Annotated in this window: 25 protein-coding genes; 10 read left to right on the plus strand and 15 right to left on the minus strand. The window is 68.3% G+C overall.

The window, feature by feature from the left end; genetic code table 11:
• Nucleotides 1-9: 9 nt before the first annotated feature.
• Nucleotides 10-345: a ferredoxin gene (gene fdxA / locus ACWF82_RS05665; protein ID WP_452498328.1), complete on the minus strand. Its 336-nt coding sequence runs from the start codon at nucleotides 343-345 to the stop codon at nucleotides 10-12.
• A 207-nt stretch (nucleotides 346-552) separates the two neighbouring features.
• On the opposite strand from fdxA, the gene ACWF82_RS05670 reads away from it, so the two are divergent.
• Entirely contained in the window at nucleotides 553-2700 is a 2148-nt protein-coding gene (locus ACWF82_RS05670) for a molybdopterin oxidoreductase family protein (protein ID WP_452498330.1), read from the plus strand.
• Between the two features lie 21 nt (nucleotides 2701-2721).
• On the opposite strand, the gene ACWF82_RS05675 is transcribed toward ACWF82_RS05670, so the two are convergent.
• Together ACWF82_RS05675 and ACWF82_RS05680 are read right to left on the minus strand one after the other, a co-directional pair.
• Complete coding sequence (locus ACWF82_RS05675) at nucleotides 2722-3753, minus strand: fused (3R)-hydroxyacyl-ACP dehydratase subunits HadA/HadB (RefSeq protein ID WP_452498332.1); 1032 nt, start codon at nucleotides 3751-3753, stop codon at nucleotides 2722-2724.
• 146 nt (nucleotides 3754-3899) lie between these two features.
• The gene (locus ACWF82_RS05680) at nucleotides 3900-4373 is read right to left on the minus strand and encodes a winged helix-turn-helix transcriptional regulator (RefSeq protein WP_452498334.1); all 474 of its coding nucleotides are present in this window, start codon (nucleotides 4371-4373) and stop codon (nucleotides 3900-3902) included.
• A 53-nt stretch (nucleotides 4374-4426) separates the two neighbouring features.
• Here ACWF82_RS05680 and ACWF82_RS05685 point away from each other — a divergent pair, with 53 nt between their 5' ends.
• Nucleotides 4427-5230, plus strand: coding sequence for a thioesterase family protein (locus tag ACWF82_RS05685; protein WP_452498336.1), 804 nt, complete (start codon nucleotides 4427-4429; stop codon nucleotides 5228-5230).
• A 15-nt stretch (nucleotides 5231-5245) separates the two neighbouring features.
• On the plus strand, nucleotides 5246-6694 hold the full coding sequence (locus ACWF82_RS05690; RefSeq protein WP_452498337.1) for an MFS transporter: 1449 nt from the start codon (nucleotides 5246-5248) through the stop codon (nucleotides 6692-6694).
• Nucleotides 6695-6779: 85 nt separating this feature from the next.
• Here ACWF82_RS05690 and ACWF82_RS05695 read toward each other — a convergent pair whose 3' ends face one another.
• Genes ACWF82_RS05695 through ACWF82_RS05720 form a run of 6 tightly spaced genes read right to left on the minus strand, consistent with a single transcriptional unit; the run spans nucleotide 6780 to nucleotide 10538 of the window.
• On the minus strand, nucleotides 6780-6992 hold the full coding sequence (locus ACWF82_RS05695) for a hypothetical protein (RefSeq protein ID WP_452498339.1): 213 nt from the start codon (nucleotides 6990-6992) through the stop codon (nucleotides 6780-6782).
• Nucleotides 6989-7402, minus strand: coding sequence for an NUDIX hydrolase (locus ACWF82_RS05700; RefSeq protein WP_452498341.1), 414 nt, complete (start codon nucleotides 7400-7402; stop codon nucleotides 6989-6991). Before ACWF82_RS05700 ends, ACWF82_RS05695 begins: the two co-directional genes overlap by 4 nt.
• Before the next feature lie 19 nt (nucleotides 7403-7421).
• A complete protein-coding gene (locus ACWF82_RS05705) occupies nucleotides 7422-7901 on the minus strand; it encodes a carboxymuconolactone decarboxylase family protein (protein WP_452498343.1) in 480 nt (159 codons plus the stop codon).
• Complete coding sequence (locus ACWF82_RS05710) at nucleotides 7898-8977, minus strand: NAD(P)H-dependent amine dehydrogenase family protein (RefSeq protein WP_452498345.1); 1080 nt, start codon at nucleotides 8975-8977, stop codon at nucleotides 7898-7900. Before ACWF82_RS05710 ends, ACWF82_RS05705 begins: the two co-directional genes overlap by 4 nt.
• A 60-nt stretch (nucleotides 8978-9037) precedes the next feature.
• Complete coding sequence (locus ACWF82_RS05715; RefSeq protein ID WP_452498346.1) at nucleotides 9038-10150, minus strand: winged helix DNA-binding domain-containing protein; 1113 nt, start codon at nucleotides 10148-10150, stop codon at nucleotides 9038-9040.
• Nucleotides 10151-10160: 10 nt separating this feature from the next.
• Nucleotides 10161-10538, minus strand: a complete 378-nt coding sequence (locus ACWF82_RS05720; protein ID WP_379035168.1) for a BlaI/MecI/CopY family transcriptional regulator — start codon at nucleotides 10536-10538, stop codon at nucleotides 10161-10163.
• A gap of 178 nt (nucleotides 10539-10716) precedes the next feature.
• Between ACWF82_RS05720 and ACWF82_RS05725 the strand changes: the two genes are divergently transcribed.
• From ACWF82_RS05725 to ACWF82_RS05745, 5 genes are all read left to right on the plus strand, one after another.
• On the plus strand, nucleotides 10717-11604 hold the full coding sequence (locus ACWF82_RS05725) for an RNA polymerase sigma-70 factor (RefSeq protein ID WP_452498348.1): 888 nt from the start codon (nucleotides 10717-10719) through the stop codon (nucleotides 11602-11604).
• Nucleotides 11605-11707: 103 nt separating this feature from the next.
• Complete coding sequence (locus ACWF82_RS05730; RefSeq protein WP_452498350.1) at nucleotides 11708-12181, plus strand: flavodoxin family protein; 474 nt, start codon at nucleotides 11708-11710, stop codon at nucleotides 12179-12181.
• A gap of 33 nt (nucleotides 12182-12214) precedes the next feature.
• Entirely contained in the window at nucleotides 12215-13450 is a 1236-nt protein-coding gene (gene dinB / locus ACWF82_RS05735) for a DNA polymerase IV (protein ID WP_452498352.1), read from the plus strand.
• A gap of 173 nt (nucleotides 13451-13623) precedes the next feature.
• Nucleotides 13624-13854, plus strand: a complete 231-nt coding sequence (locus ACWF82_RS05740; RefSeq protein WP_452498353.1) for a hypothetical protein — start codon at nucleotides 13624-13626, stop codon at nucleotides 13852-13854.
• A 7-nt stretch (nucleotides 13855-13861) separates the two neighbouring features.
• Nucleotides 13862-14215: a PLD nuclease N-terminal domain-containing protein gene (locus ACWF82_RS05745; RefSeq protein WP_379305971.1), complete on the plus strand. Its 354-nt coding sequence runs from the start codon at nucleotides 13862-13864 to the stop codon at nucleotides 14213-14215.
• Here the strand turns inward: ACWF82_RS05745 and ACWF82_RS05750 are convergent, their stop codons facing one another.
• Genes ACWF82_RS05750 through ACWF82_RS05770 form a run of 5 tightly spaced genes read right to left on the minus strand, consistent with a single transcriptional unit; the run spans nucleotide 14216 to nucleotide 19059 of the window.
• Nucleotides 14216-15094, minus strand: a complete 879-nt coding sequence (locus ACWF82_RS05750; protein ID WP_452498354.1) for a phosphoribulokinase — start codon at nucleotides 15092-15094, stop codon at nucleotides 14216-14218. It abuts the gene before it with no gap.
• Between the two features lie 9 nt (nucleotides 15095-15103).
• Complete coding sequence (locus tag ACWF82_RS05755; protein ID WP_452498356.1) at nucleotides 15104-16192, minus strand: class 1 fructose-bisphosphatase; 1089 nt, start codon at nucleotides 16190-16192, stop codon at nucleotides 15104-15106.
• Nucleotides 16177-17196: an AAA family ATPase gene (locus tag ACWF82_RS05760; protein ID WP_452498358.1), complete on the minus strand. Its 1020-nt coding sequence runs from the start codon at nucleotides 17194-17196 to the stop codon at nucleotides 16177-16179. The genes ACWF82_RS05755 and ACWF82_RS05760 overlap by 16 nt, the downstream gene beginning before the upstream one ends.
• Nucleotides 17186-17608 carry a ribulose bisphosphate carboxylase small subunit gene (locus ACWF82_RS05765; protein WP_379305963.1) on the minus strand — a complete coding sequence of 141 codons (423 nt, stop codon included), beginning with the start codon at nucleotides 17606-17608 and terminating at the stop codon, nucleotides 17186-17188. Before ACWF82_RS05765 ends, ACWF82_RS05760 begins: the two co-directional genes overlap by 11 nt.
• Nucleotides 17609-17616: 8 nt before the next feature.
• Nucleotides 17617-19059, minus strand: a complete 1443-nt coding sequence (locus ACWF82_RS05770; protein WP_452498360.1) for a form I ribulose bisphosphate carboxylase large subunit — start codon at nucleotides 19057-19059, stop codon at nucleotides 17617-17619.
• Nucleotides 19060-19183: 124 nt separating this feature from the next.
• Between ACWF82_RS05770 and ACWF82_RS05775 the strand changes: the two genes are divergently transcribed.
• The gene (locus ACWF82_RS05775) at nucleotides 19184-20065 is read left to right on the plus strand and encodes a LysR family transcriptional regulator (protein WP_379305959.1); all 882 of its coding nucleotides are present in this window, start codon (nucleotides 19184-19186) and stop codon (nucleotides 20063-20065) included.
• A gap of 17 nt (nucleotides 20066-20082) precedes the next feature.
• On the opposite strand, the gene ACWF82_RS05780 is transcribed toward ACWF82_RS05775, so the two are convergent.
• The gene (locus ACWF82_RS05780; protein WP_452498362.1) at nucleotides 20083-21105 is read right to left on the minus strand and encodes a TIGR02452 family protein; all 1023 of its coding nucleotides are present in this window, start codon (nucleotides 21103-21105) and stop codon (nucleotides 20083-20085) included.
• Between the two features lie 120 nt (nucleotides 21106-21225).
• Here ACWF82_RS05780 and ACWF82_RS05785 point away from each other — a divergent pair, with 120 nt between their 5' ends.
• A complete protein-coding gene (locus tag ACWF82_RS05785; protein WP_452498364.1) occupies nucleotides 21226-22302 on the plus strand; it encodes a hypothetical protein in 1077 nt (358 codons plus the stop codon).
• The last annotated feature ends 89 nt before the right edge of the window (nucleotides 22303-22391 follow it).

Below are 22391 nucleotides of genomic sequence, written 5' to 3' on the forward strand. Positions count from 1 at the left end.
TGCGGGCGTTCACGGCTGGAACGCCTGCACATACGGCGTGTCGACGCCGAGCGGGCCGACGCCCGTCGCGCCGCCCGGCTGGCCGAGCGCTGTCGCCCTGCCGGGCAGCGGGTCGGCGAAGAAGCGGACGTTCTCGATGGCGAACTGTTCCTGACCTTCGGGAATGTCGTCCGCGTAGTGGATCGCCTCGACCGGGCACGCCGGTTCGCACGCACCACAATCGATGCACTCGTCGGGCTGGATGTAGGCCATTCGATTGCCGACGAAGATGCAGTCGATCGGGCATTCCTCGATGCAGGCCCGATCCAGGACATCGACGCAGTCGGCACCGATCACGAACGTCACGCTGTTCTCCTCCACCATCGCCTGCCCGCTGCACGCGATGTCACCGAGCCTGGTGGGTGTTCGCGACTGCCGGTAGTGGGCAATCACCCACCACCCCCATAACTTCCCGTTATGCCCCGTGGCCGGAATCTCCGACCGTAGACGGATCTGCGGGCGGGCCAACCGGGATAGCGTGGGGCGAGCGGTTCGGCGAAAGGCGGGGAAACGGTGGACAGCAGAACGATTGCGCGGCAGTGCACACTGTGCGAGGCACACTGCGGGATTCTGGTGACGGTGGAGGGCGACCAGGTCGCGCGCATCGAAGGCAATCCCGACGACGTGTTGTCGAAGGGGTACATCTGCCCGAAAGCCACCGCGATGGGTGGGCTGCACCACGACCCCGACCGGTTGCGCACTCCCGTCCGCCGGGTCGGTGACACGTTCGAACCGATCGGCTGGGACGAGGCGTTCCGCGAGATCGGGCACCGGTTGCGTGCGGTGCGGTCGGCGCACGGGCCCAGCGCGATCGGGATGTACATGGGCAACCCCGCCGCGCACAGTTCGTCGGTGATCTACGGCGCCCTGCTGCGGGTAGCGCTGCTGACGCGCAACTTCTTCTCCGCCTCCTCGATCGACCAGTTCCCGCAGGAATTCGTCGCGTGGCGGATGTTCGGCGCCAACGTGCTCATGCCGGTGACCGATATCGACCGCACCGATCGGCTCGTGGTGCTCGGCGCCAACCCGGCCGTGTCCAACGGGTCGATCACCACCATGCCGGGGGCGAAGCTGCGCATCAAGGAGGTCAGGAAACGCGGCGGCACCGTCGTTGTGATCGACCCGCGGCGCACCGAAACCGCCCGATTGGCCGACGAGCACGTGGCGGTGCGGCCCGGCGGCGACCTCTACCTGCTGCTGGCGATGCTGCACGTGCTGGTCACCGAGGGACTGTGCGACGAGCGGGCGGTGCGCGCGCAATGCACCGGCTGGGATCAGCTGGCCGAGCTGGTCGCGACGACATCACCGGAGCGGATGGCGGCCCACGCCGGCATCGACGCCGACACCATCCGGCGCCTGGCCCGCGACCACGCGGCGGCGCCGTCGGCGGTGCTCTACGCGCGGATCGGGGTATGCCTGCAGGTCACGGGCACGCTCACACACTGGCTGGTGAACACGATCAACGCCGTCACCGGCAACCTCGACCGCGCGGGCGGCCAGATGTTCGCGACCCCGCCGGTCGACGCCCCCCGCTACGGCAAATACCTGCCGATGGGCTACGGGGCCTGGACCGACCGGTCCGGCACCCACAAGTCCTTCCGCAGCGAGTTGCCGGTGACGGTGCTGGCCCAGGACATCCTCGCCGAAGGACCGGACCGGATCAGGGCGATGATCACCTACGCGGGCAACCCGGTGCTGTCCACACCGCAGGGCGGGCGCCTCGAATCCGCACTGGAATCCCTCGACTTCTACGTCGCCGTCGACATGTACATCACCGAGACCACCCGGCACGCCGACATCATCCTGCCGCCGACCTCACCGTTGGAGCGCGAGGAGATCAACTTGCTGTTCCCGGTGTTCAGCGTGCGCAACAACGCCCGATACGACGCCGCCGTCTTCGAACCACCCGCCGACGGACTCGAGGACTGGCAGATCCTGGCCCGCCTGGTGACCGAGCTGGTGCCGCTGCCCGCGCGGCGGTTCACCGGTCGCGCGCTCACCGGCGTGTTCGAACTGTTCAGCCCGATGCGGTTGACCGCCGCAGCCATCGCGACAGGACCTTACGGCGTGCTGCGACGCGGACGGAAAGGCCTGACAGCCAACAGGATTCGGGCCAGCGTGGGCGGTGTCGACCTGGGTCCGCTGGTGCCGCGGTTGCGTGCGCTGATCGGGACCAAGGATCGCTTGGTGCAGCTCGCGCCACCGGACTTCCTGGCCGCCGTGCGCGAGGTCATCGACGGCGCCGACACAGCCATGGCCCCCGGCTACGACCTGCAACTCATCGGCCGCCGCCACCTGCGCAGCAACAACTCGTGGCTGCACAACATCCCGTCGATGATGAAGGGGCGCGACCGCTGCACCGTGCTCATGCACCCCGGCGACGCCACCGAACGCGGCCTCAGCGACGGTGAGCAGGTGACCGTCGAGTCCACGGTCGGTTCGATCGTCGTGCCGGTGGAGATCAGCGACGACATCCGCGCCGGCGTGGTCGCGATCCCGCACGGCTGGGGTCATCACGAACCCGGTGTCGGCTGGACCGTGGCCGCCGCCCAGCCGGGCGCCAATGTCAACCTGCTGCACGACCCCGGCCGCACCGACCCGTTCTCCGGCGCGGCGGCGGTCAACAACACCTGGGTGCGGGTGAGCCCGGTCGCGGGGTGAACCGGGCTCACCGTCGCGAACTCAGCGGAAACGCAGGGTGGTGGTCGCCAGGCCGAAGATCTTGCGGCCGCCGGACTTGGCGACGATCGCGATCACCGCGGTCCTGGTCTCGGGGTCGAGCGACTTCACCCGGCCGGTGTACTCGATCTCGCCACCTTGGCTGTCGACGATCGTGTAGTTCGACAGGCGCACGCCGTAGCGGGTGACCGCACCCGGGTCTCCGGACCAGGTGGAGACGAAACCGGCGCCGAGTCCCATGGTGAGCATGCCGTGCGCGATCACGTCCGGCAGGCCGGCCAGTCGGGCGATGCTCTCGTCCCAGTGGATCGGGTTGTTGTCACCGGAGACGCCCGCGTAGTTGACGAGGTCGCCGCGCGACAGGCGCGCGTCGCGGATCGGGATCTCGGCACCGACGGTCAGCTCGTCGAAGGACAGGGTCGTGCTCGGCACGCGCGCGACGCCTTCGGCCGAGAGCCGGATCTCACCTTCCGGGCGCAGCGGCGTCTCGCCCTCGTGCTGAGCGTCGCCGTTGCCGAACACCTTGACGCCGTGCACCATCACGTTCTCCACGGCGCGCGTGATCTCGGGATCGACGCCCTCGCCGGTGATGCCGACGACCGTGGTGTGCATGATGTGCACGGTCTCGCCGGATTCGTCGGCGAAGGTGTTGGTGACGGTGATGAGGTCCTTGCCCGCGATCCGGCGCACCGAGGACAGCTCGACGTCGACGACGAGCCGGTCGCCCGCCACGATCGGCTTGTGCTGCTCGAAGACCTGCTCGGTCTGCACGAACATGTCGTAGCCGACGACCACCGACTCGAACAGCAGGCGGTTGGCGGCCATCGCCGGGATGGAGACGAACGTCAGCGGGGCGACCAGGCCCGGATAGCCGAGCGCGAACGCCGCGTCGTCCTCCCAGTGCGCGGGGTGGAAGTCCTGCACCGCGCGGGCGTATTCGCGGATTTTCTCGCGGCCGACCTCGTAGACGTCATCGACCCGGTAGTAGTGCCCTACCTTCGACGCGATATCAGGGGCATCGACCACGGAAGTCACTTTTGGATCACCTTCGTTCGGGGAACGGACACCCGGCAGGCTATCGGAATCACGGCCGCACCGCGCACACCTTGGCACACTTCACAGCCGCGTCTCGCGCGGTCCTCGCCCGATACGCGGCCCGGCCGAATCGGGCGAGCGGCTCGTCAGCGGGACGGGAGCAGCGAGATCTCGCCCGCACCGGGACCGTCGACCGGGGTCAGATCCCGGCCGTGGACGCGTTCCCCGCAGTGCGAGCACACCGGTTCGACGGTGGCGACGTGCCCGCAGCCGCGGTGCACGGCCACCACCGGCGCTCCGTTCGGTGCGGCCCATTCATCGCCCCACTGCCGCATCGCCGTCACCACCTGCCACAGCGAACGGCCCTTGGTTGTGAGCCGGTAGTCGTAGCGGACCGGGTTGTCCTGGTAGGGCTCCTTGGTCATGATCCCGTGCTCGACGAGCCCGTCCAGGCGCTGGGTGAGGACGTTGCGGGCGATGCCGAGGCGTTCGCGGAACTCGTCGAAGCGGGTCACCCCGAACAGCGCGTCGCGCACGATCAGCAGCGTCCACCATTCGCCGACCACTTCCAGGCATTGGGCCAGGGAGCAGTTCATGTCCTCGAAGCTGGTGCGTCGCATACCCCGAGCATAGTCGGTTGCATGAAAGAACTCACCCGGCTACCTTGAGTTGCATGATGAAACTCACTGGGCGGCTCGGCGCCGAATTCAGCCTCACCGCCGCCGGATCGGGGCGTTGGCACGCCGAGGTCGACGATTCCTGGCGCGGCTGGACCGGCCCACACGGCGGCACGCTCGCAGGCCTGCTGATCGAGACCGCGCAACGCGTGAGCACCCGCGACTACCCGGTGCGCGCCGCCGACGTGCGATTTCTCGGCCGCCCCGCCACCGGCTCGTTCACCCTGAGCGCCACCGAGCACACCGTCGGGCGCAGTACGACGATCCTCGACGTCCTCGCCGAACAGAACGGCGCACCGGTCGCCGCGGCCACCGTCACCCTCGGCGTCACCGCCGCCACCGGGATCGGCGCGCACACCGCCCGCCCCGCACCGGCTGTCGCCGCACCACAGGACTGCGCCCCGTTCCAGCTCCCGCCCGAGATCGTCCCGGTCGGGGCGCACTTCGCGATCCGGCCCGCCGCGGGCCCGCTGCCGCTCAGCGGCGCGGACGAGGCGACGATGTGCGCCTGGATCGCCCTCGACCCGGCGCTGACAGTCGACGCACCGAGCCTGGCCGTTCTCGCCGACGCGCTACCGCCCGGCCTGTTCCCGCTGCTCACCGTTCCGGTCGCGGTGCCAACCGTCACCTTGTCGTTGCAGCTGCACGCCGACCTCGCCGGTATCGGCGCCGCGCCGGTGCTGGTGCGCGCCGCGAATGTCAGCACCGGGGACGGCTGGTCTGTCGACGACACCGACATCTGGGACCGCGACGGCGTGCTGCTCGCCACCGCCCGCCAAACCCGCCGTGTCCTCGGCTGATCGGGAGGCTGTCGCATGAATTCCGTTGCCGCCGAGCGTGCCACCGATCCCCGGGTGGTGCTCGCCGTGGTCTCGACCGGCGTCCTGCTGTCGAGTCTCGACCTGTTCATCGTCAATGTCGCCATGCCCGCCATGGCCACCGACCTGGGCGCCGGGCTCACCGCGTTGTCCTGGGTGCTGAACCTGTATGCGATCGTGTTCGCCGCCCTGCTGGTTCCCGCCGGTCGCCTCGGCGACCGCAACGGCAATCGCGTGACCTTCCTGGCGGGGCTCGCGGTATTCGTGCTCGGTTCGGCACTGTGCTCGGTCGCCTGGAATGTGGAATCGCTCGTCGGTTTCCGCATCGTGCAGGCCGTCGGGTGTGCGTTGCTGACGCCGTCCTCGCTGGCCTTGGTGCTGGCCGCGACGCCACCGGAGCGGCGGGCGGGCGCGGTCCGGTTGTGGGTCGCGTTCGGTGGTCTCGGCGCCGCGCTCGGGCCGGTGATCGGCGGTCTGCTCGTCGAGCTCGATTGGCGCTGGGTGTTTCTGGTGAATGTGCCGATCGGGTTGGTGGCCTTGGTCATCGGCGTGCGCACACTGCCGCGTCCACCCGCCGAGCATGGTCCGCTGCCCGATCTGCTGGGTGCGGGGGCGTTGATCGGTGCGGTCGGGTCGTCCATCCTGGCCGTGGTCCAGGGACCCGAGTGGGGCTGGACATCGCCCGGTGTCTTGGCTGCGTTCGTGGTCGCCGCCGGCCTCGGTGTGGTGTTCGCCGTGTCCTCAGCCCGCCACCACAGCCCGGTGGTGGATCCCGCGTTGTTGCGTGCACCGAATTTCAGTCTGGCAGCGGCGAATTCGCTCGTGTTCCAGATCGCGTTCGCGGGGATGTTGCTGTCGGTCACGCTGTGGGCGCAGAACGTGTGGGGATGGTCGGCGCTGCAGACCGGCGCGGCGATCGCGCCAGGACCACTGGTCGTGCCGTTCGTCGCCGTCGCCGCGGGCAAACTCATCAACCGCATCGGCAGCGGTCCCGTGATCGCCGCGGGCGGGCTGGCCTTCGGCGGCGGCCTGCTGTGGTGGGCGCGCGCAGCCGAACTCGCACCGGACTACCTGTCCGGCATGCTCGGCGGCATGCTGCTCACCGGCCTCGGCGTCGGCCTGACGCTGCCCACCGCGTTCGCGGCCGGTGCGGGAACCCTTCCCCCGCACCGCTTCGCGACCGGCACCGCGGTGCTGAGCATGGCCCGCCAGCTCGGCCTCGCCGTCGGTGTGGCGATCCTCGTCGCCCTGCTCGGTTCACCCACCACCCCGGCGGCCACGCTCGAGGCCTTCCAGCGCGCCTGGTACGTCACCGCCGCCGTCGCCATCCTGGCGGGCCTCATCGGCCTCGGTATCCGCCCTACGACATCGGCCCTGAAACCGGTCGATCAGTCGGGCCAGCTACCACAACCTGACCCGGCAACTACCGGTGTTGAGCGAGCATGACCTTGTTGTCGAACGCGGCGGCAACGGACAGGACGATCGAGGACGGTACCGCTGCCGCGGCACACCTTCGCCGCCCGCGCGGGGATCAGATCTGCCGGACCCAGGCGACGATCCCGACCCCGGCAGACAGCACAGAGTGCAACACGCAACGCATCGCCGAGTCCCCCTGCGCGGAGACCGGTTCGTGCAGCAGCCGCCGGGGAACGCGCAATCGGGTGCGGACCGGAGTCAGGGCCAACGGCAGGGTGAGCAGGCCGTACCCGATGGTCGGCCGGATACCGCCGCGCCTGCCGGTCACCGTAGGGAACCCGCCGCGGCGAGGTCGTCGAAGAGGAGCTGGTCGACCGGCGGCACCAGATCACGGTCCTGGTAGCCGAACCAGGCCAAGGCGTCGATCTCGCTGCTCGCGGTGAGCACACCGCGGTACTCGGCGGTGTAGCACGCCATCCGGACGACGGTGGCGTGGCCGTCGGCGATCGCGGCCTCGTAGGTGCCCACGTGAACGGCGCTGTCGGCGGCCAGGTCCACGGTCAGCTCCTCGGCGACCTCGCGGACCAGAGTCTGCAGGTCGGTTTCGGCGCCTTCCCGTTTACCACCGGGAATGAAGAACACGTCCTTGCCCCGGGGGCGGGCGCACAGGATGCGCCCGTCCTCGATCAGTACCCAGGCCACCGTATCGATCAGCTGCTGTACCGGAGAGTCCACCACGGCCCGCAGCCTATCGCGGTCAGTGACCTGGCAGGACGCAGACGGTATCCAGGCCGAGGACCCGGTTGAGGCGGCCGAAGGCGAGCCAGGACCCGATGCTCATGCTCAGTTCCACCAGCTCGGCCTGGGTGTAGTGCTCGAACATCCTGGCCCAGAACTCCTCGTCCAGGCCGTGATGATCGGTGGCATAGCGCTCGGCGTATTCGGCGGCGAGCCGGGCCCGCTCGTCGAACCGATCGGTGGTGCGCCAGTTCGTCACGGCGTCGGCGAACTCGGGTTCGACCTTCTGCCCGTCGCGTTCGGTGCGCCAGTCCTGACAGAACAGGCACCCGTTGATCTGGGCGATGCGCAGCCGCGCCGCCTCGAACTCACGCAGCCCGAGGGTCGAGTGCTCGTAGACCGACAGCGAGAACGCGGCGGCGGCGACGCCGATGCCGGGCACCATCTCGCCCCAGACGTAACCGATCGGGTCCTTGCCCTCGGGAATGTCGATGATCATGGCGATTTCCTTCCGAGTTTGCCGACCGCGGCCCGCAGCGGCACATCGAGTGCGTCGTAGAGTCCCGGTTCGGCGTCGACGAGCCAGTCGATGGCATTGACCAATCGGCCCACCGCCGTGGCGTTTCCGCCGGCCGAACGATTCCCGCCTTCGTCGGTGGCCTCGACGCTGACCTCGATGCGAGGCGTGCCCTCGATGATCACCCGGTGCGCGCCGTCGCCGTCCGGAGGCGTCGGCCAGTCCGGCGCGCAACTCGGATGGATGCGGGTGACATGCTCGATCACGATGCGCGGTTCACCCTCGACGATGCCCTGCACCTCGAACCGCACCGCGCCCTGCGTGCCCGCCTCGAACTCACCCATCTGCACCGTCTGCACGGTCGCATCGAGTGCACGCCGATCCAGGGTCTCGCGGATCTCGTCGAGTTCCACGCCGAGCGCCCTGGCCATCAGCCGAATCTGCCCGCCCCACACCATCGTCGGGACCGAGGGCAGCAGCATCGGCGGCTGATAGTCCATCGGCTGACCCATCCCGACCAGATATCGCACCGAGTCGGGTTGGTCGTAGGTGGAGTAGTCGAAGATCTCCTGGCAGCGCACCACATCCACGGTGGTGCCGAGTCCGCTGATCAACAGCGGCAGCACATCGTTGCCCCAGCCGGGATCGACTCCGGAGACGAACAGCGAACCACCGCCGGCGGCAATGGCTTCCAGTACCGGGTCGCGGATCTCGGTGGGGGCGTTGACCGGGTCGTAAAGAGCGTAGAGGGCCGGGGTGACGACGACGGCGCCCGCGCGGATCGCGCGCACGATGTCGGCGAGCGCGTCATCGGGGCGGATGTCGCCGGAGGCCGCGTAGACGACCGCGCGCGGACCCGAAGCGAGGAGGGCATCGATGTCGGCGGAGGCGGCCACCCCTATCCCGTAGTCGAGTCCGGCGAGTGCACCGGCGTCACGGCCGACCTTGTCGGGGTTGTGCACCAGCACCCCCGTGAGTTCCAGCGCCGGATGGGCAGCCACGGCACGGATGGCCGCTCGGCCGACATTGCCGGTGCCCCAGACGATCGTGGGGATCATCGCGCGAGCGTAGCAAGCGCTTGGTTCGGTGTCCGGGATATCTGGAATCCCGGTTCGGCCTCAGCCTTCGCGCACTGTCAGCGCGGTGTCGCCGAGCGCCTCCGCGAGGCGATCCGCCGCCGCGGACAGCGCCCGTTTCGGGAATCGGCCGGTGCCGAACATCGAGACGACCACCTCGTCGTCGACCCGGTCCCAGGTCCCCGCGACCCGGCCGTCCACCAGCACCAGCGGGGAGATCCAGCCCGCCGTTCTGCTCACCTTCGCGCGATGCTCGGCGGGCAGTACGGCGGTGTCGGAGGTACCCGGGCCCAGGATGTACTGGTCGAACGGGCCGAGCAGGTGGATCGTGCCGTCGAGGCCGGCGGTGGCGAGCTCGTCGACGAACTCGGTGGGAAGCCAGCCGGTCCTGCCTTCGACGCTCACCGGGGTCAGCGCATCACCCATCGCCGCGAACCAGCCACGAACGACGGTCTTGCGCAGGCTGTTGCGGCTGAGCCAGGCGTCGAACGCTTCCGGCGTCCCCGGACCGTAGGCGCCGAGATAGGCGCTGATCAGTGTTTGCGCGGCGGCGTCCGGTTCCGGTACGCCGGTCCAGCCGGGAATCAGGTGCGCCGGACTGGTGAAGGTGATCTTGGTGCCGCGCGCCGGGCCATGGCACAGCGCGCCCTGCCAGGCCAGCGGCTTGAGCACCGCACCCCAGCCGGAGCGCAACTGCTCGCCGAGGTGGGCGAGACCGGGCTCGGCCAGAACGGCGTCGACGAGCTCATCGCGGGTCAGGACCTGATCGGCGAGAATCTTCGACACCGCCACGACCAAGGCCGTCACCTGATCCGGCGTCGCGCCGAAGGTCTTCTGCCAGGACGGCTTCTCCCATGTCCGCGCCGACCCGATCAGCGACAGCGCCGCCGCGGCCTGCTCGGGCACCATCGCGTGCAGGGTGCCGCGCATCGCCCACGTCTTGACCAGCGAGCCTGCCGCGAGCGCGCCGGCCACCGCGTCCTGCCCGGCGACGCCGCCGCGCAGTGCGACCGCGGTCTCCGCCGCCGAGGCGACCTGCGCCTGCACACCGGCGAGCCTACGCGCGACGGCCTCGGCTCCGTCCGCTGTCGGCTCGGTGACGAACTGCCTGGCCAGCCGCCACGCGAAAACCTGGTCCCACCCGACTTCGAGCACGCCAACTCCCCTAGTTCTCCACGCTGCGCCGCGTGGCAACCCGCCGCAGCGCCGCCCGCAAGCCCGCGAATTCGTCGTCGCTGATCCGGTCGACGAAATGGCTGAGCACCAGATCGGATCGGCCGCCGATGCCCAGCGCCTCGTGCATGAGCTGGGCGCTGTGTTCCTCGCGCGTCATCGTCGGCCAGTAGCGGTACGCGCGGCCGTCGCGCTCCCTGGCCAGCCAGCCCTTGCGGTGCAGGTTGTCCATGGTCGACATGACCGTGGTGTAGGCGATATCGCGCTCGGCGGCGAGCTCGTCGAACAACTCGCGCACCGTCGTCGAATCCACATCGCGATCCCAGAGACGGTCCATCAGCACCGCTTCGAGATCCCCGAAACCACGCACCGCCTACCGACTCCCTCATCACCGCCGACCGCTGAAACCGGCTTCACAGTACCGGCAAGGTCCAGGTGAGGGTTACCGCTGGGCAACCGCTCGCGGCATGACGTGCGAGGTTGAGGTGGTTGCACCGGCTCGTCGTCTCGCGGAATCATCGGCGGATGAGCTGTACAGGGGTGGCCCGATGACCGAACCCGACCCGTTCGACACCTTCCGGCCGCTGCTGTTCACGATCGCCTACGAGATCCTGGGCAGTGCCGTCGACGCCGAGGATGTGTTGCAGGACAGCTACCTTCGCTGGCGCGACGCGACCGAGGTGACGCATCCGCGCGCCTACCTGGTGCAGATCGTCACCCGTCAGGCGATCAACCATCTGCGGACGGTGCGCCGCCGCCGCGAGGACTACGTGGGCACCTGGCTGCCCGAACCGATCCGCACCACCCCCGACGCCGGGCACGACGTGCTGCTGGCGGAGTCGGTGTCGATGGCCATGCTGCTCGTGCTGGAAACCCTCGGCCCCACCGAGCGGGCGGTGTTCGTGCTGTCGGAGGTGTTCGGGCACAGCCACGGCGAGATCGCGGACATGATCGACAAGACCGATACCGCTGTCCGGCAGATCGCGCATCGGGCCCGCGCGCACGTCGCGGCCCGCCGCCGTCGGTTCGAACCCGACTCCGATACCAGCCGTGCGGTGATCGGCCGCTTCCTGCTGGCCGCCGGCACCGGTGACGTCGGCGCACTGATGGAGGTGCTCGCTCCCGATGTCGTCCAGATCTCCGACGGTGGTGGCCGCGTCAGCGCCGCGCGCCGCCCGATCGTCGGAGCCGAGCCGGTCGCACGGTTCCTCATCGGGCTGGCACAGAACTCGATGGCAGGCGCGGCAGTCGAATTCGGCAGTTTCAACGCGATGCCCGCGGTGTTGGCCCGCACCGGGGACGGTGAACTCGACACCGTGCTGGTGGTCGAACTGACCGGCGACCGCATCACCGGTCTGTACGCGATCCGCAACCCCGACAAACTGCAGTCCGTCGACGTGCCGCGCCCCCTCGAGATCGCCGCCGACCTGCACTGACCCCGCCTGTGACCGGGAACACGGCATCGCGTTGTCACGCTCAGGCTTCGGGTGGTGTCTCCGAGGGTGTCCAGCAAAACAGCGGAACGAAAGGACCACCCGCATGAAGGTCGTCATCGTGTGCACATCGGTGTCCCACGGCAACACCCAGCGCGTCGCCGAGACCATGGCCCAGGTGCTCGGCGCCCGCGTCGTCGCCCCCGGCGACATCGACCCGGCCGAACTCGCCGACTACGACCTCGTCGGCTTCGGATCGGGCATCTACAACATGAATTTCCACCCGGAGCTGCGCCGGTTCATCGCCGCCCTGCCGGTCGGACACCGCGGCACCGCGTTCGTGTTCCGCACCAGCGGATTCCCGGAACCACCGTTCCGCCGCTACACCCGGATCCTGACCCGCAGCATCGAGAAGAAGGGCTTCGAGGTGGTCGACGTCTTCGGCTGCCGCGGCTTCGACACCTGGCTGCCCCTGCGCCTCGTCGGCGGCATCCGCAAAGGCCACCCCGACGCCACCGACATCGCCGCGGCCCGCGCGTTCGCCGAGAAATTGCGGGCCAGGACCACCGTCACGCCCTGACGACCCGTTTTCGTCATACCCCGATGCGAACATATGTTCGTGTCCGATTCCGCTGTGCCACGCCGCCCGCGCATCCAGTCCCGCGCCGAGGCGTCGATCCTGCACGCCGACCTGGATTCCTTCTACGCCTCGGTCGAGCAGCGTGATCAGCCGTGGTTGCGCGGCAAGCCGGTGATCGTGGGCGGCGGGGTGGTGCTGGCCGCGAGCTACGAGGCGAAAGCGTTCGGGATCCGGACTCCGATGAACGCGGGTCAGGCGTTGCGCTTGTGTCCGCACGCGGTGGTCGTCCCGCCGCGGATGTCGGCCTACGCCGAGGCGAGCAAGGCGGTGTTCGCGGTATTCCATGACACCACCCCGATCGTGGAGGGGATCTCGATCGACGAGGCGTTCCTGGACGTGGGCGGCTTGCGGCGGATCAGGGGCGAGCCGATCGAGATCGCCCGCGCCCTGCGGGCGGAGGTCGGTAGCAAGGTCGGGCTCCCGATCTCGGTCGGTATCGCGCGCAACAAGTTCCTCGCCAAGGTGGCCTCGGCGGTCGCCAAACCCGACGGATTGCGCCTGGTGGAGCCGGGGCGGGAACTGGAGTTCCTGCACCCGTTGCCGGTCGAGCGATTATGGGGTGTCGGCGCGGTCACCGCCGCGACTTTGCACGCCAACGGCATCACCCGGGTCGGGCAGCTGGCCGAGCTCGGCGAACCTCATCTGCGCGCCATCCTCGGAGCCGGCGCGGCCCGGCATCTGTTCGCCCTGTCCTGGGCACGCGATCCCCGGCGCGTCGAGACCGGGAAGCGCAGGCGATCGATCGGAGCCCAGCGCGCCCTCGGTCGTCGCCACCGCGAACCCGAGGAGATCGCCGCCTACCTCGACGGCCTCACCGACCGCCTCGGCCGCCGCCTACGGGCCGCGGACCGGGTGTGCCGCACCGTCATCCTGCGCCTGCGATTCGACGACTTCACCCGCGCGACCCGCTCGCACACCCTGACGGAAGCGACCGACGCCACCGCGGTTATCCGGCACGCCGCCCGGCTGCTGCTCGACACCGCCCAGCCGCTCATCGCTGAACGCGGGATCACCCTGATCGGCTTGTCGCTGACCAATCTCGACGACGCCGACACCATGCAACTGACCCTGCCGCTGGAGCCCCGTGCCGACAACACCCTCGACGCGACGCTCGACGATCTGCGCCGCCGGTTCGGTTCCGCCGCCGTCACCCGCGCGGCACTGCTGAAGAGCGGTGAGGGACTGTCGGTTCCGCTGCTTCCGGACTGATCGTGATCAGTCGAGGCCGCGCTGCCGAACCAGCGGCAGAAACACCTCGTCGGTGATCTCCACGAGAACTTCGTCCGGCGCGGTCGGCACGCCACGCAAAACGAATGGCGTTCTTGTTGGTGCCCGCACGCTGGGCGACCTTGTCCATGATCAGCCCGGCGTAGCCACTCGCGGTGAGTTCCTCGGCCGCGGCGCGCGGGATCGCGTCCTCCAGAGAGAAGGGCAGCACCATGCGCGCCAAGGGCATCAGCTACGACACCGGCTTCCTCCGCGACGGCGAATCGTCCCGACCGCACTTCGACTCCGAGACCGTCCGCGCAGAACGGCTCCGGCGTCAGGGAGCCGAGGTCGTGTTCGTCGCCGTGGCGGCCCACCACCGAAGTGCGAAGGGCGCCATGGGATAGTCGGCGCATGCCTTACGCCGTACTCGGCTTCCTGACCCTCGCCCTGTGGGTGTATTGCCTGGTCGACATCGTCACCAGTCCCGACGACGGGATCCGCCATCTGCCGAAGATGGGATGGGTGCTCGTGGTCGTCCTCGTCCCGACGATCGGTGCCCTGCTGTGGCTGTTCGCCGGCAGGCCGATCACCCCGTCGCGACCCGCGTCGACCACCCGCTTCAGCGAGTACGACCGGCCCGGCCGCGCTGTGGCGACCAACCCAGACGACGACGAAGCGTTCCTGCGCTCGCTGCGCGAACGCGCCGAACAACAGCGTCGCGAAGCCCGCAGGCAGCAGGCCGAGCGCGACGGGGATCAGGCCTGATCACACGAATCGCTTGGGCCGCTTGTCCATCAACCGCAGAATGAGCGGCGTGAAGATCAACTGCATTGCCAGCTCCATCTTCCCGCCCGGCACCACGATGCAGTTCGGCCGCGACATGAACGAATCATGCAGCATCGACAGCAGATACGGGAAGTCGATCACCTTCGGATCGGCGAACCGGATCACCACGAAACTCTCGTCGGCCGTGGGAATGCTGCGCGCGATGAACGGATTCGACGTGTCCACGGTCGGCACCCGCTGGAAATTCACATACGTCCGCGAGAACTGCGGACAGATGTATTTCACGTAATCCGGCATCCGGCGCAGGATCGTATCGATCACCGCCTCGCTGGAATATCCGCGATGGGTCTTGTCCCGGTACACCTTCTGGATCCACTCGAGATTGATGATCGGCACCACACCGACCAGCAGATCGGTGTATCGGGCGACATTGACCGCATCGGTCACCGCCGCACCGTGCAACCCCTCATAGAACAGCAGGTCACTGCCAGGCGCCAGATCCTCCCACGGGGTGAACGTGCCCGCGGGCTGCCCGTACGGTTTGGCCTCTTCGTCGTCGTGCAGGTATTTGCGTACCTGCCCGACACCCGACTCACCGTAATCCCGGAACAGCGCCTCCAATTCGGGCAGCAGATTCGCGTCCTCACCGAAATGCGAGAACGTCGTATTGCGTTGCTGCTCGGCCTCGGCCATCGCGATCTTCATCTCCGAGCGGTCGTAACGGTGGAACGAATCGCCTTCCACCACCACCGCGCTGATCCCCTCCCGCCGGAAGATCTCCTCGAAAGTGCGCGTGACACTGGTCGTCCCCGCACCGGACGAACCGGTGATCGCGACAACGGGATGCTTGACCGACATGGGCGACTCCTACGTGCGCTGATCGTGCTTGGCCGGACGGAACAGCGACCGCGAGCCGAACAGCGAGCTGTCGAAACTCGGGCCGGCGTCCGGCTCGGAGTGGTAGCGCTCGACGCGCAGCACCTCGTTGCGGGAACCGAAGATGAACGGCACCCGCTGATGCACCTCGGCCGGCGACACCAACATCACCCGGTCATGCCCCGTGGTCGCCGCACCACCGGCCTGTTCGACGATGAACGCGATCGGATTCGCCCCGTACAACAGCGAAACCCGCCCCGGCCGTGCCGGATTGCGGGTATCGCGGGGATACAGGTACATCCCGCCCCTGGTCAGGATGTGGAAGGTGTCGGCCACCAGCGAGGCGACCCAGCGCATGTTGAAGTCACGTCCCCGCGGCCCGTCCACCCCCTCCAGACACTCCTGCACGTAGCGGCGCACCGGGCGTTCCCAGAATCGTTCGTTGGCCGCGTTGATCGCGAAACCCGACGTGTCGTCGGGGATCCGCATGTGCGGATGGGTCAGCACGAACGCGCCGATCTCCCGATCGAGAGTGAACCCGTCGACCCCGCTGCCGGTGGTGAGCACCAGCATCGTCGCGGGGCCGTAGAGGGTGAACCCGGCACACACCTGCGCCACACCGGGCTGCAGAAAGTCGGCGTCGCCCGGCTCCGCGGTGCCGGCCAGCACCTCCTGCGGTGCGCGCAGAATGCTGAAGATCGAGCCGACAGGTAGATTCACGTCGATATTGCTCGACCCGTCCAGCGCGTCGTAGGCCAGCAGATATTTGCCGCGCCGCTGGGTCGCCGGCACCGGCAGCGCGGTGGCGCGCTGCTCGGACAGCAACCCCGACAGATGCCCGGTCCACTGGGTCTGGGCCACCATGATCTCGTCGGTCAGCGCGTCGAGGCGCCTGCTCACCGACATCGGCTCGTCGTCGCGGCCCGATCCGATGATCGCACCGCGCGTCACCTGATTGGCGATGATCTTCGTCGCCGTGGCCACCACGTTGACCAGCGCCGAGAACTCACCCGACGAACCGGGATGGCGGTGTTCCTCCTCGATCGTGTAGCGGGTGAGGGTCTTCAATCCGTCCGGCATGGCGTCGCGACCACCTCCTGCCCCGCGTCGTCGAATACGCTGCTGCCGTAGACATCCCGGTCGCACAGGGTGATCAGGTCGGTCTTCGACAGCGGCCGCGCCGCCTCGACGAGCCGTTTGGCCTGACGCAACCGGCACCGATCGATCGCATTGCGCACGCTGCGCGCATTCGAGAACCGAGGCCGGGTCATCCGCACCGTCAGGTACTCCGCGAACGCGACGTGCGCGGCCGCGTCGAAGCGGAAGTTCTCCCCTGTCACCATCAATTCGGCGATGCCGAGGAGTTCTTCGTGGGTGTAGTCGGCGAACTCCAGGTGATGGGCCACCCGCGACGACAGCCCGGGATTGGCCGAGAAGAAGCGGTCCATCCGATCCGGGTAACCGGCGAAGATGACAACCAGATTCGCCCGCTCGCTCTCCATCTCCTGCAGCAGGATCTCGATCACCTCCTGCCCGTAATCCCGCTCGTTCTCCGGCCGGAACAGGTAGTAGGCCTCGTCAATGAACAGCACACCGCCCGCGGCCTTGGCGATCGCCTCCTTGGTCTTGGGCGCGGTGTGGCCGATGAACTGGCCGACCAGGTCGTCACGGGTCACCGTGTGCACCTTCGGTTTCCGGATGTAGCCCAGCGCGTGCAGCATCTGCGCCATCCGCAACGCCACCGTCGTTTTCCCGGTGCCGGGTCCGCCGGTGAAGCTCATGTGCATCGTCGGGCGCGACGATTCCAGCCCGAAGCGCCGCCGCGCCCGGTCGATCATCAGCAGCGCCGCGATCTCGCGCACCCGTTCCTTCACATTCGCCAGGCCGATCAGCTCCGCGTCGAGCGCGGCCAGCGTTTCGGCCACGTCGTGGCCTGCCAGGTCGAGAGAAAGATCCAACAGCGCGTCCTCGCTCAGCAGTTCCTCGGTCGCGGTGGCGCCCTCGGCGGGCGGGCGCGACGGCCGGGCGTCGGTGACGCCCGGCCGCGGCGACCGGAATCCGCCCGCGGATCCGTCAGCCGCCATACCGCTGTCCCTGTGGACGATCGGTGGCGTAGGAGCGCAGGCTGTAGATCTGGCGGCGATCCGAGCCCTCGGCCCGCGCCAGCTCGAAACCGGGCTCCTCGGCAGGGCGCTGCACCAGGAAGCTCAGCGCCGTCGTCTGTTTCGTGTAGGTCGCGTTATAGGCGGTGACCCGCACGTAGTGGCGAGGAAACGTCGCCCGGCAGGCGTTGATCTCGGCCATCACCCCGTCGGGTTCGTCGAGGTCGAACAGCGGCAACCCCCACATCTCCCAGTAGGTGTTGCGCGGATGCGGATCGTCGGTGTACTCGATCGAGACCGGCCAGTTGTTGAGCAGTGCGTAGCGCACCTGTGCCGCGATCTCTTCGTCGGTGAACTCGGGCAGATACGAGAACGTCCCGTGTCGCAGATACATGGTGCTCCCTACAGGCTCGGCGTCGGCACCGCGTCGGGTGCGTCGGTGGACGTGTATTCGAAGGTGACATCACCCCAGGTCGACAGCGCGACCTCGAGCGGACGACACGTCGAGGCGGCCGTGCGCAGCACATCGGGTCCCTCCTTGATCAGGTCGCGACCCTCGTTGCGTGCCTTGACCACCGCTTCCAGCGCCACCCGGTTGGCCTCGGCGCCGGCCGCGATCCCGAGCGGATGGCCGATGGTGCCGCCACCGAACTGCAGGATCACGTCGTCGCCGAACAGATCGAGCAGCTGGTGCATCTGGCCTGCGTGGATACCGCCCGAGGCCACCGGCATCACCCCGGGCAGGCTCGCCCAGTCCTGGTCGAAGAAGATGCCGTTGCCCAGGTCGGTGGGAATGTGGTTCTCGCGCAGGGTGTCGTAGAAACCGCGGGTGGTCGCCGGATCGCCTTCCAATTTGCCCACCACGGTTCCCGCGTGCACATGGTCGACACCGATCAGCCTGCACCATTTCGCCAGCACCCGGAAGCTCACACCGTGCGTCTTCTGCCGGGTGAACGTCGAATGGCCCGCCCGGTGCAGGTGCAGCAGCACCCCGTTGCGCCGCGCCCACTTCGACATCGACTGCATCGCGGTGTAGCCGACGGTGAGGTCCATCATGATGACCACCGAGCCCAGTTCCTTGGCGAACTCGGCCCGCTCGTACATGTCCTCCATGGTGGCGGCGGTGACATTGAGGTAGTGGCCTTTGATCTCGCCGGTCTCGGCCATCGCCCGGTTCACGCCCTCCATCGCGAACAGGTACCGGTCGCGCCAGCGCATGAACGGCTGCGAGTTGATGTTCTCGTCGTCCTTGGTGAAATCCAGGCCGCCCTTGCAGGCCTCGTATACCACCCGGCCGTAATTGCGTGCCGACAAACCGAGTTTCGGTTTCACCGTCGCACCGAGCAGTGGCCTGCCGTATTTGTTCAGATATTCACGTTCCATCACCGTGCCGTGCGGCGGGCCCTGGAAGGTCTTGACATAGGCCACCGGAATACGCATGTCCTCGAGCCGCAACGCGAGCAGCGGCTTGAATCCGAAGACATTACCGATGACCGAGGAGGTGAGGTTGGTGATCGACCCTTCCTCGAAAAGATCCAGATCGTAGGCGATGTAGGCGAAGTACTCGCCCGGCCTGCCCGGCACCTCGTCGATCCGGTAACACTTCGCCTGATACTTCGAGTGCGCGGTGAGGCGGTCGGTCCACACGACAGTCCAAGTGGCAGTGGATGATTCGCCCGCCACCGCCGCCGCGGCCTCGATCGGATCGACACCGCGCTGCGGGGTCACCCGGAACACCGCGAGCACATCGGTATCCGAGGGCACGTAGTCGGGTGCGTAATATCCCATCGACGCGTACGACTGAACACCCGGATCCCAACGATCCCGTTCGGTTTCTTCCGCCATGGTTCCTCCTGTGGAATCCGGTGTGCGCCTGTCGAATTCCAGGATGGGGCCCGCGACCGTCACAAACAATGTGAATGTTTCTCGGAACGCTCAACCGAAACGTTGAGTTTGCTACCGTCGGGTAATGGGCAGGGTGAGTGCGGGGCGGATGGAAACCTTCCTCGCGGTGGCCCGGCTGGGCAGCATTCGCCGCGCAGCCGCCCAGCTGCATGTCACCGAGGCGGCGGTGTCGGCGGCGGTCGCCCATGTCGAGAAGCAGCTCGGCGCCAAACTGATCACCCGATCCGGGCGCGGGATAGCACTGACCGAGGCGGGCCGGGTCTACGCCGAGTACTGCCGCGGGATCCTCGGCCTCATGAAGGAAGCGCACGCCGCGGTCCGGCAGGCCGAGGCGGGCCGGCTACGGATCGGCGTCGTCGCGACCGCGGGCGAATCGGTGGTGCTGCGGCCGCTGGCCTCGTTTCGTCACCGCTACCCCGATGTGGAACTGAGCCTGTCCATCCAGCCCCGTGACGTGCTGTTTCTCGAACTGCAACACCATGAGACCGATCTCGTCATCGCGGGCAGGCCCCCGCACGCGGCGAACCTGGTCATCCAGGCGCGGCGCCCGAGCACCCTCGTCGTCGTCGGCGCAGGCGACACCCACGATCCACGCCACACCACCTGGCTACTGCGCGGCAACGGTTCGGGCACCCGCGAAGCGACGCTCGCGCTGATCGACCGCCTCCAAATCGACCCACCGACGCTGACTCTGGGTTCACACGGCGCGGTCATCGCTGCCGCGCGGGAGGGGCTCGGTATCACCCTCATCCACTCCGATGCCGTCGGCGAGCACCTGGAATCCGGTGCGCTGCACACGATCGACGTACCAGGCACCCCCCTCGACCGGGCCTGGCATGCGGTCACCACGCCGACCCCCACCCCCGCGACCCGACTGTTTCTGGCCCACCTCATCGATCCACTCGAAACCGGAACAGACGCTTTCCACGCCACCATCGGGCCATAGCGAGGCTCCGGTGCCAGCTATCCGCTCGCGCCGAAACGCGACTGGAAGGCCGCGCGATTGACCGAATCGGCCGCACGGTCCCAGACGGCGAACACCACGCGATCGAACGCCGCGCCCCACGCGCCCAGCGCGGCACCGAACGCATCGGCGACCTGGGCGGGGTCGTTGCGGAACACCCCACAGCCCCACGCACCGAGCACCAGCGTGCGCACCTCGTGGCCGGCCGCGGCAGCGACCACGCGCTCGGCCCTGTGTGTCAGCACCTCGCGTACATCTACCGTCGCCGAACGGCGGGCCAGTTCACCCGCGTTCGGCGCAGGAGAGGTCAGGAAGGTCACCGGGATCGGCTCGGCCAGCTCGCCCTGGTCGTCCCGGATCACCGGCACGTCCGGCGAGACGATCACCCGGTGGCTGTAGCTGAGATCCGTCGACGCGCGATGCGCCGCATAATAATCCGGGGCCTCGAGCAGGCACGTGTACAGCAGGGCGCTCCGGCACAGATCTTCCTCCTGCGCTCGCGCTCCACGCAGGTAACCGCCACCGGGATTGCGTGCCGACGCGAAATTGAGCACTCCGATTCTTCCGCTCCCGCCGGCTGCGTACAGCCGTCGAGCTGCTTGCACACTGCCTTCGTCGGTCACCTCGACCATGGTGGGTCCGGCTCCGGGTGCACCGGTATTCACGATCGCATCTAGCTGGGCCGGTGTGTACGACACCGTCCCTGCCCGTGCCGCCGCCAGTTCCGCACCGATCTCGATGTGTGCGCCGCCGGCGGTTCGGTAGTTTCCGCGCTCGGCGATCTCTTCGTTCACCACGGCCACGTGGTGCCATTGCTTGCTCATCGTGGTGACCGTAAACGGTGAGTCCCCCACGCCGCCACAGGTTTTTGTCACTAACACAACAACGTGTCTGTCGTGGTGCGGGCAGCCGATCGATTGCTGTCGGTGCGTCGTGCCATGATGCTGAGCACTGCCGACGCTCGACGAAGCCGCGATCATCTTCGGCGAGCTGGTAGAGGTGCTGTTCAGCGGCGTCCGCACCGAGTTCGGGCTGACGTCGCGTCGCTGATCGCGACACCGTGGACGCTGACCCGTGCCGGGGGTACGGTCGTCGCCAGGGGGACGGATTCGTCTGTACGCAATCGAACGAAGGGGTGGGATATGTCGACCGAAGTGAAATTGTCCGGGGATGCGCTCGAACTGCCGGGCGGCGTGCGGGTGACCTTCATCCGCACCCTGCGACTGCCCGAGACGGGCACCTATCCGCTGCCGCCCGGTCTGGGTACGTTCCCGCTGCGCCGGGTCGCCGACTACCCCGACACGGTGCCCGCCGAATGGCGCAGGCGCGGTGGCGTCATGCTGCCGGTCTACCAGCGCGAGGCCATGTGGCTGCGATTCTCCGCCACCACCCCCGCTGCGCTGAAGGTCGGCGTCGGCAAGGTCTGCGCGGTGTCCGGCAAGCCCTGGAGCGACACCATCGGTAAGGATCCGCAGAATTACCTCGCGCTACCCGAACAGCCGTGGATGGACGGCATCAACTCCGGTGACGGCACGGTCCGTCAGTTCGTCGCGGTGCCGCTCGGACTCGGTGCGACCGTCGAAGGCCAGGTGACGGGCACCGAGCAATGGGGTGGCGTGCAGCTCGCCGTCCACGGGCTCACCGATGCCGCGCTGGAGGCCTGGAACGCCGCCGAGCGCGCCAGGCGGCAACGCATGCCCGCCGCGCCCACCGCACCGTGGCTCGCCGAGGAAATGGTCTACGGCGCGCCACCGGCCGCACCGCACTACGGCGCTCCGGTCGCCTGTGCCGCTCCCGGCGCCGCGCCCGCCGGTTCGTCGCGTGCTCGGGGAGCGAGCCCTGCCGCCAGGAAGATGGGTCTCGGCGCGGGTGGAACCATGCGCCAGGAGATCTTCGCCGACAAGCGCCCGATCGAGGACTACCACCCCGACGCCGACGGCCGCGTCTTCGTCCACCTCGCCTCCGCCGCCGAATGGCAGCAGATCACCGGCGAACCGGCACCGCCGACCCCGATCACCGCCCAGGCCTACGCCCAGCACAACCTGCCCTGGTTCGACTACTACGCCGCCGACGCCGACGACCTACCGCCGTCGACCGAACTCGCCGATGTGAAACCCACCGGCGACTGGCTCGCCGATGAACACCCGAATCCGCCCATCGAACAGCCACTTCCGGTGATCCCCCTGGGCGACAAGAAAGTCCAGGACGGCGACTGGTAACCCGCCAGGACCTACGGTGGACTATCTTGCCCCGCAGGCCAACCGGCTGATCCGGCGAACCTGCCACGCGGCCGGCCCGCGCGGACGTA

This window comes from Nocardia sp. NPDC055053 (genome assembly GCF_053608285.1).

What these genes read in the sequence shown, in the direction of transcription:
- ACWF82_RS05680 (WP_452498334.1), bottom strand. Translation starts at nt 4,373, where the DNA reads ATGCGACGCACCAGCTTCGAGGACATGAACTGCTCCCTGGCCCAATGC.
- ACWF82_RS05685 (WP_452498336.1), top strand. Translation starts at nt 4,427, where the DNA reads ATGATGAAACTCACTGGGCGGCTCGGCGCCGAATTCAGCCTCACCGCC.
- ACWF82_RS05690 (WP_452498337.1), top strand. Translation starts at nt 5,246, where the DNA reads ATGAATTCCGTTGCCGCCGAGCGTGCCACCGATCCCCGGGTGGTGCTC.
- ACWF82_RS05705 (WP_452498343.1), bottom strand. Translation starts at nt 7,901, where the DNA reads ATGATCATCGACATTCCCGAGGGCAAGGACCCGATCGGTTACGTCTGG.
- ACWF82_RS05710 (WP_452498345.1), bottom strand. Translation starts at nt 8,977, where the DNA reads ATGATCCCCACGATCGTCTGGGGCACCGGCAATGTCGGCCGAGCGGCC.
- ACWF82_RS05725 (WP_452498348.1), top strand. Translation starts at nt 10,717, where the DNA reads ATGACCGAACCCGACCCGTTCGACACCTTCCGGCCGCTGCTGTTCACG.
- ACWF82_RS05730 (WP_452498350.1), top strand. Translation starts at nt 11,708, where the DNA reads ATGAAGGTCGTCATCGTGTGCACATCGGTGTCCCACGGCAACACCCAG.
- dinB (WP_452498352.1), top strand. Translation starts at nt 12,215, where the DNA reads ATGTTCGTGTCCGATTCCGCTGTGCCACGCCGCCCGCGCATCCAGTCC.
- ACWF82_RS05745 (WP_379305971.1), top strand. Translation starts at nt 13,862, where the DNA reads ATGCCTTACGCCGTACTCGGCTTCCTGACCCTCGCCCTGTGGGTGTAT.
- ACWF82_RS05750 (WP_452498354.1), bottom strand. Translation starts at nt 15,094, where the DNA reads ATGTCGGTCAAGCATCCCGTTGTCGCGATCACCGGTTCGTCCGGTGCG.
- ACWF82_RS05755 (WP_452498356.1), bottom strand. Translation starts at nt 16,192, where the DNA reads ATGCCGGACGGATTGAAGACCCTCACCCGCTACACGATCGAGGAGGAA.
- ACWF82_RS05760 (WP_452498358.1), bottom strand. Translation starts at nt 17,196, where the DNA reads ATGGCGGCTGACGGATCCGCGGGCGGATTCCGGTCGCCGCGGCCGGGC.
- ACWF82_RS05765 (WP_379305963.1), bottom strand. Translation starts at nt 17,608, where the DNA reads ATGTATCTGCGACACGGGACGTTCTCGTATCTGCCCGAGTTCACCGAC.
- ACWF82_RS05770 (WP_452498360.1), bottom strand. Translation starts at nt 19,059, where the DNA reads ATGGCGGAAGAAACCGAACGGGATCGTTGGGATCCGGGTGTTCAGTCG.
- ACWF82_RS05775 (WP_379305959.1), top strand. Translation starts at nt 19,184, where the DNA reads ATGGGCAGGGTGAGTGCGGGGCGGATGGAAACCTTCCTCGCGGTGGCC.
- ACWF82_RS05785 (WP_452498364.1), top strand. Translation starts at nt 21,226, where the DNA reads ATGTCGACCGAAGTGAAATTGTCCGGGGATGCGCTCGAACTGCCGGGC.